Below are 12,709 nucleotides of genomic sequence, written 5' to 3' on the forward strand. Positions count from 1 at the left end.
GGTCCGCCTGGGTGTACACCCGCCCATTTTGCATATCCCCGCCACCCCGGTATCCTTGCCGCCTCTTTTTTTGCTTTTTTGATCAGCCCCGCACGGAACTTGCCCGCGCGGCCGCTTACTCATTAAAGACCGGCGGCGCATCCGCGCCCTGCCCCGTCATTCTTCAGGACCGCTCCGATGCCAGACGCCACCGCCCCAACCATTCTTGTCGTCGAGGACGACAACATCGTGCGCATGTTGATCGTCGATGTGCTGGAGGAGTTGGACTACCAGGTGCTGGAGGCTGCCGATGGCGGCGAGGCCCTGAAGCTGCTGGGCAGCGATAACGTGATCCACCTGATGATGACCGACCAGGGGCTGCCCGACATGCCGGGTACGGAACTGGCGCAGAAGGCCCGCGAGCAACGCCCCGGCCTGCCCGTGCTGTTCGCCAGCGGCTATGCCGAAAACATCGACGTGCCGGCCGGCATGCACATGATCGGCAAACCCTTCTCCATCGACCAGTTGCGCGACAAGGTCAAGGCAGTACTGACGCAGCCCTGACCCACGGCACCCGGGCACTGTGGTCTAATAGTCGGCTTTTTCGCCTGCCCGGAAGCCTGCCCCATGTCACACCCCCGCACCCACGTGCTCGTCATCGGTTACGTCTGGCCGGAGCCGCAATCCTCGGCCGCCAGCGGGCACGTGATGCAGATCCTGCAGGCCTTCCTCGATCAGGGCTGGCAGGTGACCTTCGCCAGCGCCGCAGGCGACGGCGAGCACATGGCCGACCTTGAGGCCATTGGCATCCAGCGCCAGCCCATCGAACTCAACAATGAAAGCTTCGACCGCTTCGTCGCCGCCCTGGCGCCGGACGTAGTGCTGTTCGAGCGGTTCCTGATGGAAGAGCAGTTCGGCTGGCGGGTGGAGAAGCACTGCCCCAACGCCCTGCGCGTGCTGGAAACCTGTGACTTGCAGGGCCTGCGCGACGCCCGCCAGGTGTTACTCAAGCAGCGCTTGAAGGACGATCCCGAGGGCGAGGATTTCGGCCCGCTGTTCAAGCTCCACCAACCGGACCTGTACCGGCACATGGCGGCCGCCGACGTCAGCCAGCGCGAGGTGGCGTCCATCTACCGCTCGGACCTGAGCCTGATGGTGTCGGACGCCGAAATCACCCTGCTGACCGAACACTTCAAGGTGCCGGCGGACCTGCTGCACTTATGCCCGCTGATGGTCGACGCCGCACCACGCGCCAGCAAGCCCTTCGAGCAGCGCGCGCACTTCCTCAGCATCGGCAATTTCCGCCACGCGCCCAACTGGGACGCCGTGCTGTGGCTCAAGACCGTGCTGTGGCCGCGCATCCGCCAGCGCCTGCCCCAGGCCGAACTGCACATCTACGGCGCCTATACCCCGCCCAAGGCCATGGCGCTGAACAACCCGGCCCAGGGCTTCCGGGTATTGAATTGGGCCGAGGATGCCCTGCAGGTGATGGGCGATGCCCGCGTCAACCTGGCGCCGCTGCGCTTTGGTGCCGGCATCAAGGGCAAGTTGATCGACGCCATGTGCTGCGGCACGCCCAGCGTCACCACCGCCATCGGCAGCGAAGGCATGCATGGCGACCTGCCGTGGCCGGGGCGCATCGCCGACGACGTCGACGGCCTGGTGGACGCCGCCGTCGATTTGTATCAGCAACAAGACACCTGGCAGCAGGCCCAAACCCATGCCGCGCCGTTGCTGCAACAGCACTACGCCTACGCCACCCACGCCCAGGCACTGGTGCAGCGCATCCAGGCCCTGCGGCCACGGCTGGCCGAGCATCGCCTGGCCAATTTCACCGGCACCATGCTGCGCCATCACCATCACAAGAGCACCCAATACATGGCCCAGTGGATCGAGGCGAAAAGCAAAATTTCCGGATGATTGGATCCTGTTTTGTGGAATAGCGGATACACTGAATGAGGCGCAGGGAGCATTCCGTCATTCAGTGTCGAGGTGGGTGTAGTCATGAACAATTCCGCATTCCCTGATTTATCGCACAAGGTCTACAAGACGCCATTGATGCAGCGCATGATCAAAGTGGTGGACGAACTGCGCCACAAGACCGATGCCAGCGGCGACAAACAGACCGCACTGTTCAAGGTCGCGTATTTCATCCTGCAGAACCCCTGGCGAGCACCCACGCTGAACATCGAGCACCTGGCCGAGGGCGCCCGCACCTCCACCGCGGCGGTCAACCGGCTGGCCAACCACATGGGCATGAACGGCTTCACCGGCTTGCGCGAAGCCCTGGTGCAGCACCTGCTGGAGTTGGTGTCGCCGGCGGACCGGGTGCTCAATGAGCTCAACGATCACCCCGAGAACGGCTTTGCCCTCAGCCAGCAGGTGCGCCTGAGCAACGGCAACCTGGAGGGCCTGCTCAACGGCAATGACGACGAGCAGTTCGAGGCCATGGTCCGCGCCGTCAGCCAGGCCCAGCACTTGTACATCCTGGGGTTTGGCAGCAGCCACTACTTGGCCGGCCTGGCCGCCAATGCCCTGGTACCCCACTGCCCCCACGTGGTGGCCCTGAACATGGAAGGCGGTAGCGAGAACGCGGCGCGCCGGCTGGCCACCATCAGCACCGGCGATACCCTACTGGCGCTGGCCCTGCCGCCTTATACCCGCGACACCCTGCGCATGGCCCAGTACGCGCACGGCCGCGGCGCCACGGTGTTGGCAGTGACCGATTCGCCTGCTTCGCCGCTGGCCGAGATCGCCGACCACTGCCTGTTCACACCGCCCGCCCACCCCGTGCTGCGCACCTCCAAGGTGGGTTTGCTGGCCGTGATCGAAGCGCTGATCAGCGCTGTGTGGCTGCGCAACCTGGAGCCGGTGAACGAGTCCATCCGCCTGGCCGAGGATGCCTTGCACTACCTGCGCACCGGCAGCGACCCGGCAGACTGAGGCAGACATTGCGCGCGCCTGCGCGCATTGATTACCCTGCAAGGCATCTGGCACACAACAAGAAGCGGCCACCGCATGACCAGACCCAGCAGAATCACCGATCCGTCCTATGAACTGATGGACGATCACGAAGGCTTGTCGATCATCTACCGCCAGCACGGCTTCCCCTGCCCGCTGGTGCGCTGGCATTTCCACAAGGAATACGAACTGCACCTGATCGTGGCCAGCGCCGGCAAGGTGTTCATCGGCGACTACATCGGCAACTTCCACCCCAATAGCCTGTTCCTGACCGGCCCCAACCTGCCCCACAACTGGATCAGCCAGATCGACCCCGACCAGGTGGTGGACAAGCGCGACATGCTGGTCAACTTCACCGATGAGCTGTTCGACAGCGCCCTGCCGGTGTTCAGCGAGCTCAAAAGCCTGACGCCGCTGCTGGAACGCGCCCGCCACGGCATCGAGTTCCGCTGCCCGCACACCCTGGCCCAGGCGGCCGAACTGATGCAGCGCATCGCCGACAGCCGTGGGGTGAGCCGGCTGGGGCATTTCCTGATTTTGATGGAGCTGCTGGCGGGGTGTGAGGACTATCAATTGCTGTCCGACAGCAACTCGCCGCAACTGGCTGACGAGCACAGTATCGACCGCACCAACCGGGCGGTGGATTACATCTTCAGCCACTACGGGCGTGATTTGCCGCTGGAAGAGGTGGCGGCTTACCTGGGGATGAAGCCCACGTATTTTTCCCGGGTGTTCAAACAGGCCACGGGGCGTTGTTTTGTGGAGTTCGTCAATCGGCTGCGTATCAGTAAGTCCTGCGAGTTGTTGGCGGATGGGGATAAAGCGGTGACGGATGTGTGCTTTGAGTCGGGGTTTAACAATATTTCCAATTTCAACCGCAGGTTTCAGCAGTTGAAGGGGATGACGCCTAGTCATTATCGGCGGTTGGTGGTGCAGCGGTTGACGGAGCAGAATGTGGGGGGTTGAGGGGCATGTCTTGAGGGTTGTTGTGTTCATGAGATCGAGCGCCGCCCGCGCGGCGCTTCCCGGGCAGAGCCCGGTCCTACGTTTGTTTCGGGCCAATTTTGCCTGTGAGATCACCTCGATCGCTTTGTTGGCTCGACACAAATACGCAGTGAACACACAAGGCGGACCAGGTGATCTCACAGGCAATGGCACGTTGCAACAAATGTAGGACCGGGCTCTGCCCGGGAAGCGCCGCGCGGGCGGCGCGCGATCTCAAGAGCACCGAAAACCTCAGAAAGTGCAAAATAGTATCACCCCGCCTACCTCCAAGGATTTGTCCCATCGCCATTTAGGGTCTGTAATCATCCCTAGCTGCTTCCCCACTTCAGGAAGACACAACAACAATAACCAGGCTTCGTGCCCACCGGGCACCGAAGAGGAGTGTGTGATGTCGATGCCCGTCAAAACCCTGTTTGCCCGCACCAGCCTTGCCGCCCTGCTGGGGCTCTGCCTCACGGCGCAGGCCGACCAGACCCTGACCATCGCCACGGTCAACAACAGCGACATGATCCGCATGCAGCGACTGTCGAAAACCTTCGAAGAACAGCACCCCGACATCAAGCTCAAATGGGTGGTGCTGGAAGAAAACGTGCTGCGTCAGCGCCTGACCACCGACATCGCCACCCAGGGCGGGCAGTTCGACGTGCTGACCATTGGCATGTACGAAGCGGCACTGTGGGGCGCCAAAGGCTGGCTGGAACCAATGAAGGACCTGCCCGCCGACTACCAGCTGGATGACGTGTTCCCCTCGGTGCGCGACGGCCTGTCGGTGAAGGGCACGCTGTACGCCCTGCCCTTCTACGCCGAAAGCTCGATGACCTACTACCGCACCGACCTGTTCAAGGCAGCCGGCCTGACCATGCCCGAGCGGCCCACCTGGACGCAGATGGCCGAGTTCGCCGCCAAGCTCAACAAGCCCGACCAGGGCCAGTACGGCATCTGCCTGCGCGGCAAGGCCGGCTGGGGCGAGAACATGGCGCTGATCACCACCGTGGCCAACGCCTGGGGCGGACGCTGGTTCGACGAAAAATGGCAGCCTGAATTCACCGGCCCCGAGTGGACCGGCGCGCTGACCTTCTATGTCGACACCATGAAAAAATACGGCCCGCCCGGCGCCTCCAGCAACGGCTTCAACGAAAACCTGGCGCTGTTCAACAGCGGCAAGTGCGCCATGTGGGTCGACGCCAGCGTGGCCGGCTCGTTCGTCACCGACAAGAGCCAGAGCAAGGTGGCCGACAGCGTCGGCTTCACCTACGCCCCGCACGAGAAAACCGACAAGGGTTCGGCGTGGCTGTACTCCTGGGCCCTGGCCATCCCCACCAGCTCCAAGGCCAAGGACGCTGCCGGCACCTTCACCCAATGGGCCACCTCCCAGGCGTACGCGAAGCTTGTGGCCGACAAGGACGGCATCGCCAACGTGCCGCCAGGCACCCGCGCCTCCACCTACAGCGATGCGTACATGAAGGCGGCGCCCTTCGCGAAAATCACCCTGGAATCGCTGAAGACCGTCGACCCGAAAAACCCTTCGGCCAAACCTGTGCCCTACGTGGGCATCCAGCTGGTGACCATCCCCGAGTTCCAGGGCATCGGCACCCAGGTGGGCAAGCTGTTCTCCGGCGCCCTGGTGGGCACCAGCACGGTGGAGAAAGCCCTGGCGGATGCGCAGGCGACGACCGAACGCGAAATGAAACGCGCCGGCTATCCCAAGTAGCGTCCCCGGGTAATCGGCCCGCGATGGCCGGCCCTGTCCTGGGGTCGGCCAGCCTTTCAAGGTAATCATCATGAGCACCTCTACTGCCAAGGCGCAGCCACAGGTCCAGCCGGACCCGGGCAAGCGCCGCCTGAACAACCCTGGCTGGTTTCTGGTCACCCCGTCGGTAGCGCTGTTGCTGCTGTGGATGATCGTGCCGCTGGCCATGACCGTGTACTTCTCGCTGATGCGCTACAACCTGCTGGACGGCGGCGAGAAGACGTTCACCGGGCTGGGCAACTTCCAGTTCTTCTTCACCGACGCCGGCTTTATCCCCGGCATGACCAACACCCTGTTGCTGGTGGGCAGTGTGCTGCTGATCAGCGTGGTGCTGGGCGTGCTGATCGCCGCCTTGCTGGAGGCCAGCGAGTTTCTGGGCCGCGGTATTGTGCGGGTGCTGTTGATCTCGCCGTTTTTCATCATGCCCACCGTGGGTGCGCTGATATTCAAGAACCTGATCTTCCACCCCGTGTCGGGCATCCTCGCCGCGCTGTGGCGGCTGTTCGGCGCACAGCCCGTGGACTGGCTGGCCAACTACCCGCTGCTGTCGATCATCATCATTGTCAGCTGGCAATGGCTGCCGTTCGCCATCCTGCTGCTGATGACCGCCATGCAGTCGCTGGACCAGGAACAGAAGGAAGCCGCACGCCTGGACGGCGCCGGGCCCATCGCGATCTTCTGGCACCTGACCCTGCCGCACCTGGCCCGGCCGATTGCCGTGGTGGTGATGATCGAGACGATCTTTTTGCTGTCGGTGTTCGCCGAGATCTTCACCACCACCAACGGCGGCCCGGGCTTTGCGTCCACCAACCTGGCCTACCTGATCTACAACCAGGCGCTGGTGCAGTTCGACGTGGGCATGGCTTCGGCCGGTGGCCTGATCGCCGTGGTGATCGCCAACATCGCCGCCATCATCCTGGTACGGATGATCGGCAAAAACCTCACTGACCAGCCATGAGGCCCGCGCCATGACCCTGACACTCAAGCAACACCGGCGCCTGCAAAGCCTGCTGCTGGGCATTCTGGCCTGGGCCATCGCCCTGCTGCTGTTCTTCCCCATTTTCTGGATGGTGCTGACCAGCTTCAAGACCGAAATCGATGCCTTCGCCACGCCGCCGCAGTTCATCTTCACGCCGACGCTGGAAAATTACCTGCACATCCAGGAGCGCAGCGACTACATCCACTTTGCCTGGAACTCGGTGCTGATTTCGTTCAGCGCCACCTTGCTGTGCATGCTGATTGCCGTGCCGGCGGCCTACTCCATGGCCTTCTACGAGACCAAGCGCACCAAGCAGACGCTGCTGTGGATGCTGTCCACCAAGATGCTGCCACCGGTGGGCGTGCTGATGCCCATCTACCTGCTGGCCAAGGGCTTTGGCCTGCTGGACAGCAAGCTGGCGCTGATCGTGATCTACACCCTGATCAACCTGCCGATCGTGGTGTGGATGGTGTACACCTACTTCAAGGACATCCCCCGCGACATCCTTGAAGCGGCACGCCTGGACGGTGCCACGCTGTTGCAGGAAATGGTGCGGGTGCTGCTGCCCATCAGCAAGGGCGGGCTGGCGTCGACGCTGTTGCTGTCGTTGATTTTGTGCTGGAACGAGGCGTTTTGGTCGTTGAACCTGACCAGCTCCAATGCGGCGCCGCTGACGGCGTTGATTGCCTCCTACTCAAGCCCTGAAGGGTTGTTCTGGGCCAAGTTGTCGGCGGTGTCGACGCTGGCGTGTGCGCCGATCCTGATCTTTGGCTGGATCAGCCAGAAGCAGCTGGTGCGCGGCCTGTCCTTCGGTGCCGTGAAATGACCTCTATTACCTGCATGACCTCAATCCTTGTAGGAGCGGGCTCTGCCCGCGAAGCAGGCGCTGCATTCCTGCAGATACACCAGGGTGTGCTTTTCGCGGGCAGAGCCCGCTCCCACAGTGGCAGTTCAGCTATACGCCAGGAGTAATGTCATGGCCACATTGAAAATAAAAAACCTGAAAAAGGGCTTTGAAGGCCTGTCCATCATCAAGGGCATCGACCTGCAGGTGAACGACAAGGAATTCGTGGTGTTCGTCGGCCCCTCGGGCTGCGGCAAGTCGACCCTGCTGCGGCTGATCGCCGGCCTTGAAGAGGTCACCAGCGGCACCATCGAACTGGACGGCCGCGACATCACCCAGGTCAGCCCGGCCAAGCGCGACTTGGCAATGGTGTTTCAGACCTACGCCCTCTACCCGCACATGAGCGTGCGCAAGAACATGTCCTTCGCCCTGGACCTGGCCGGCGCCGACAAGGCCGAGGTGCAGCGCAAGGTTGGCGAGGCGGCGCGCATCCTGGAGCTGGAGCCCTTGCTGGAACGCAAGCCGCGCCAGCTGTCGGGCGGCCAGCGCCAGCGCGTGGCCATCGGCCGCGCCATTGTGCGCAACCCGCGCATCTTCCTGTTCGACGAGCCGCTGTCCAACCTCGACGCCGCCCTGCGCGTGCAGATGCGCCTGGAGCTGGCGCGCCTGCACAAGGAACTGCAGGCCACGATGATCTACGTCACCCACGACCAGGTGGAGGCCATGACCCTGGCCGACAAGGTGGTGGTGCTCAGCGCCGGCCGCATCGAGCAGGTGGGCTCGCCGCTGGAGCTGTACCACCACCCGGCCAACCTGTTCGTGGCCGGCTTTTTGGGCACGCCGAAGATGGGCTTTCTCAAGGGCCGCATCAGCCGCGTGGATAATCAAAGCTGCGACGTGGACCTGGCCGCCGGCCTACGCATCACCCTGCCGCGCAGCAACGCCGGCTTGAGCGTGGGCAGCGAGATGACCCTGGGCATCCGCCCCGAGCATCTGGAATTGGCGCAGCCGGGCCAGCCCGGCCTGGCGGTGACCGCCGATGTGGGCGAGCGCCTGGGCAGTGACACCTTCTGCCACGTGGTCACCGACTCCGGCGAGCCGCTGACCCTGCGTATCCGTGGCGACCTGGCCAGCCAGTACGGCGAACGCCTGAACCTGCACCTGGACGCCCAGCACTGCCACCTGTTCGATGCCCAGGGCATCGCCGTGGCCAAACCGCTGCTGGCCGCCGCCTGAAGAGGACCTTCACCCATGAAACTGACCCGCGACAACCTCGACAAACTGGCGGCGCACATCAAGCGCCCCGCCTATGCCCAGGCCGACACCCGCCAAGGCATCGTGCACATCGGCGTGGGCGGCTTCCACCGCGCCCATCAGGCGTATTACACCGACGCCCTGATGAACACCGGCGAAGGCCTGGACTGGGCCATCTGCGGCGCCGGCCTGCGCAGCGATGACCGTGTGATGCGCGACGCGCTGGCGGCCCAGGACTCGCTGTACACCCTGGTGGAACTGGGCGATGGCAGCGGCCACGAAGTGCGGGTGATCGCCGCCATCAGCGGCATGCTGCTGGGCGAAGACAGCCCCCAGGCATTGATCGACAAACTGGCCGACCCGGCGATTCGCATCGTCTCGCTGACCATCACCGAGGGCGGCTACTGCATCGATGACAGCACCGGCGAGTTCATGGCGCACCTGCCGGCCATCCAGCACGACCTGGCCCAGCCCGACGCGCCGCGCACGGTGTTCGGCTTCCTCTGCGCGGCCCTGGCCAAGCGCCGCGCGGCGGGCACCCCGGCGTTCACGGTGATGTCCTGCGATAACCTGCCACACAACGGCGCCGTGGCGCGCAAGACGCTGCTGGCTTTCGCCCAGCTGCGCGAAGCGGCATTGCACGACTGGATCGCCGAGCACGTCAGCTTTCCCAACGCCATGGTCGACCGCATCACGCCCATGACCAGCGCCGCCCACAAGCGCGACCTGCTGATGCAGCATGGCGTGGAGGACGCCTGGCCGGTGGTGTGCGAACCCTTCGTGCAGTGGGTGCTGGAGGACAAGTTCGGCAACGGCCGCCCGGCCTGGGAAAAGGTCGGCGTGCAGTTCACCGATGACGTCACCCCTTACGAGGAGATGAAGATCAAGCTGCTCAACGGCAGCCACCTGGCCCTGACCTATCTTGGCTTCCTCAAGGGCTACCGCTTTGTGCACGAGACCATGAACGATCCGCTATTCGTGCGCTACATCCGCACCTACATGGACCGCGACGTGACCCCACAACTGGCCTCGGTGCCAGGCATTGACCTGGAAGGTTACAAGGACACCCTGATCGAACGCTTCAGCAACCAGGCCATCGCCGATCAGCTGGAACGGGTGTGTTCGGACGGCTCATCGAAATTCCCCAAGTTCACCGTGCCCACGATCAACAAGCTGATCGAGGCGGGGGCATCACTGGACCGCGCCGCTTTGGTGGTGGCCGCCTGGGCCCTGTACCTCAAGGGCGTGGACGAAAAAGGCACCCACTACAGCATCCCCGATCCGCGCGCCGAGTTCTGCCAGGCGCTGGTGGCCGATGATGTGATGCTGACCCAGCGCCTGCTGGGCGTGGAGGAGATATTCGGCACGCGCATTCCGCAGTCGGCGGCCTTCATCGCCGCGTTTGAAAACCAGCTCAAGCACCTGCGCCAATTGGGCGTGGAAGGCACTTTGGAACGGCTGCTCAGCTATGGGGAATAACGCCATGTACCTAGGCATCGACTGCGGTACCCAAGGCACCAAGGCCCTGCTGCTGGACGCCGCCAGCGGCCGGGTGCTGGGCCAGGGCTCGGCGCCCCACGACATGATCAGCGGTGCCAACGGGCGCCGCGAGCAGGACCCGGCGCAATGGCTGCACGCACTGCGCACGGCCACCGCCCAGGCCCTGGCCGAAGCCGGCGTGGACGGCCAGCACGTGCGCGGCATTGGCGTGTCGGGGCAGCAGCATGGCCTGGTGCTGCTGGACGAAAAGGGCCAGGTACTGCGCCCCGCCAAACTGTGGTGCGACACTGAATCCACCCCGCAGAACCAGCGCCTGCTGGATTACCTGGGCGGCCCGCAAGGCGCACTGGAGCGGCTGGGCGTGGCCATCGCGCCAGGCTACACGGTGTCCAAGCTGCTGTGGACGCGCGAGCACCACCCCCAGGTGTTCGAGCAGATCGCCCACGTGCTGCTGCCCCATGACTACCTCAACTTCTGGCTGACCGGACGGGCCTGCGCCGAGTACGGCGATGCCTCGGGCACCGGTTATTTCGACGTGCGCCAGCGCCAGTGGGACCTGGACATCCTGGCGCACATCGACCCCAGCGGCCGTTTGCACAGGGCCTTGCCCACGCTGATCGGCGCGCGCGAGCCGGTGGGCCAGCTGCTGCCCCAGATCGCCAGCCTGCTGGGCCTCAACCCGCTGGCCAAGGTGTCCAGCGGCGGCGGCGACAACATGATGGGCGCCATCGGCACCGGCAATATCGAACCGGGGGTGATCACCATGAGCCTGGGCTCCTCGGGCACCGTCTACGCCTACAGCGCCACGGCTGCGGTCAGCAGCGAACCGGAAGTGGCGACCTTCTGTTCCTCCAGCGGCGGCTGGCTGCCGCTGATCTGCACCATGAACCTGACCAACGTCACCAGCGCCGTGCGCGAGCTGTTCACGCTGGACGTGGCCAGTTTCAACCAGCACATCGAAAGCGCGCCCATCGGCGCCGACGGCGTGCTGATGCTGCCCTTCCTCAATGGCGAGCGGGTACCCGCCCTGCCCCAGGCCACCGGCAGCCTGCTGGGGCTGACACCGGGCAACTTCAACGCCGCCAACCTGTGCCGCGCCGCCGTGGAGGGCACCACCTTCGGCCTGCGCTATGGCCTGGACCTCTTGCGCACGGCGGGCCTTGCCAGCCACAGTATCCGCCTGATCGGCGGCGGCGCACGCAGCCCGGCTTGGCGGCAGATGGTGGCCGATATCATGAACACCGAGGTCACCTGCCCGCAGCAGACCGAAGCCGCGGCCCTGGGCGCAGCCATCCAGGCGGCCTGGTGCGACGGCGCAGGCGAGCTGGCCCGCCTGTGCCAGCGCTGCGTGCACTTGGACGCCAGCCATGGCGCGCAGCCGGTGGCGGCCCATGTGCAGGCCTACGAGCAGGTTTACCGACACTATCGTCAGCACCTTGCGGCTGCTGTGAATTCATAGGGAGTCATCATGTATCTGGTCTGTGGCGAAGCGTTGTTCGACTTTTTCTGCGAGCCGGGGCGTTTCGCCCAGGCCTCGCGCCTGGGCTATGAAGCGGTGGCCGGTGGCTCGCCCTTCAACGTGGCGGTGGGCCTGGCCAGGCTGGGAGTGCCGGCGGCGTTGCTGGCCGGGGTATCCGAGGACTTCCTGGGCCAACGCCTGCGCACGGTGCTGACCGGCGAAAGCGTGAGCGACCAGTATTTGCACGACTTCGATGCCCCGACCACCCTGGCCATGGTGGCCGTGGGCGCCGACGGCACGCCGCAGTACAGCTTTCGCGGGCAAGGCTGCGCCGACCGCTTGCTGACCCTGGCGCACCTGCCGGTGCTGGACGACGCGGTACACGGCCTGCATTTCGGTTCGTTTTCGCTGGTGGTGGAGCCGGTGGGGGCTACCTTGCTGGCGTTGGCGCGCCGTGAGCATGACCGGCGCCTGATCAGCCTGGACCCCAATGTGCGCCTCAACCCGGCGCCGGACATCGGCTTGTGGCGACGCCGTATCGGTGAGTTCGCAAGCCTTGCGCACCTGATCAAGGTCAGTGACGAAGACCTGGCGCTGCTCTACCCCGGCCAGCCCGTGGCCGAGGTGGTGGGGCCTTGGCTCAATGAGCGATGCCAGCTGGTGTTCGTCACCCGCGGCGGCGAAGGCGCCAGTGTCTACAGTCGCCAGCATGGCCAATTGCATGTGCCCGCCCAGGCCGTGGACATGGCCGATACCGTGGGCGCTGGCGACACCTTCCAGGCCGCCTTGCTGACCTGGTTGCACGAACAAGACCTGGATTCACCGGCAGGCCTGGCCAGTCTGAGCCCTGAACACCTGGGCCAGTTGCTGAATTTTGCCACGGCCGCCGCCGCGCTGACGTGCGCCAAAGTCGGCCCCGACCTGCCGTATCGCCGCCAGCTACCCTGAGCCTGTCGCAGGGGGCGCCCGCCCCCTGCC

The 12,709-nt window shown here is 64.6% G+C and carries 11 protein-coding genes; all 11 read left to right on the plus strand.

Annotated elements, in window-relative coordinates:
- Positions 1–177: 177 nt before the first annotated feature.
- The 11 genes from ACZ9GA_RS15205 (at position 178) to ACZ9GA_RS15255 (ending at position 12,679) form a co-directional block, all read left to right on the plus strand.
- On the plus strand, positions 178–543 hold the full coding sequence (locus ACZ9GA_RS15205; protein ID WP_457361894.1) for a response regulator: 366 nt from the start codon (positions 178–180) through the stop codon (positions 541–543).
- Positions 544–606: 63 nt separating this feature from the next.
- The gene (locus ACZ9GA_RS15210) at positions 607–1,899 is read left to right on the plus strand and encodes a glycosyltransferase (RefSeq protein ID WP_457361893.1); all 1,293 of its coding nucleotides are present in this window, start codon (positions 607–609) and stop codon (positions 1,897–1,899) included.
- Positions 1,900–1,983: 84 nt separating this feature from the next.
- Positions 1,984–2,922 carry a MurR/RpiR family transcriptional regulator gene (locus tag ACZ9GA_RS15215; protein ID WP_457361892.1) on the plus strand — a complete coding sequence of 313 codons (939 nt, stop codon included), beginning with the start codon at positions 1,984–1,986 and terminating at the stop codon, positions 2,920–2,922.
- 75 nt (positions 2,923–2,997) lie between these two features.
- A complete protein-coding gene (locus tag ACZ9GA_RS15220; RefSeq protein ID WP_457361891.1) occupies positions 2,998–3,906 on the plus strand; it encodes an AraC family transcriptional regulator in 909 nt (302 codons plus the stop codon).
- Positions 3,907–4,333: 427 nt separating this feature from the next.
- A complete protein-coding gene (locus tag ACZ9GA_RS15225) occupies positions 4,334–5,656 on the plus strand; it encodes an ABC transporter substrate-binding protein (RefSeq protein ID WP_457361890.1) in 1,323 nt (440 codons plus the stop codon).
- A gap of 70 nt (positions 5,657–5,726) precedes the next feature.
- Positions 5,727–6,653 carry a carbohydrate ABC transporter permease gene (locus ACZ9GA_RS15230; RefSeq protein WP_457361889.1) on the plus strand — a complete coding sequence of 309 codons (927 nt, stop codon included), beginning with the start codon at positions 5,727–5,729 and terminating at the stop codon, positions 6,651–6,653.
- A gap of 10 nt (positions 6,654–6,663) precedes the next feature.
- A complete protein-coding gene (locus tag ACZ9GA_RS15235) occupies positions 6,664–7,500 on the plus strand; it encodes a carbohydrate ABC transporter permease (RefSeq protein ID WP_457361888.1) in 837 nt (278 codons plus the stop codon).
- A 150-nt stretch (positions 7,501–7,650) separates the two neighbouring features.
- Positions 7,651–8,754: an ABC transporter ATP-binding protein gene (locus ACZ9GA_RS15240; RefSeq protein WP_457361887.1), complete on the plus strand. Its 1,104-nt coding sequence runs from the start codon at positions 7,651–7,653 to the stop codon at positions 8,752–8,754.
- Between the two features lie 15 nt (positions 8,755–8,769).
- Positions 8,770–10,251 (plus strand): mannitol dehydrogenase family protein, encoded by a 1,482-nt coding sequence (locus ACZ9GA_RS15245; protein ID WP_457361886.1) that lies wholly within the window; start codon positions 8,770–8,772, stop codon positions 10,249–10,251.
- A complete protein-coding gene (gene xylB, locus ACZ9GA_RS15250) occupies positions 10,241–11,731 on the plus strand; it encodes a xylulokinase (RefSeq protein WP_457361885.1) in 1,491 nt (496 codons plus the stop codon). The genes ACZ9GA_RS15245 and xylB overlap by 11 nt, the downstream gene beginning before the upstream one ends.
- A 9-nt stretch (positions 11,732–11,740) precedes the next feature.
- Positions 11,741–12,679 (plus strand): carbohydrate kinase family protein, encoded by a 939-nt coding sequence (locus ACZ9GA_RS15255; protein ID WP_457361884.1) that lies wholly within the window; start codon positions 11,741–11,743, stop codon positions 12,677–12,679.
- The last annotated feature ends 30 nt before the right edge of the window (positions 12,680–12,709 follow it).

It is taken from the genome of Pseudomonas sp. TE3644 (genome assembly GCF_056278815.1).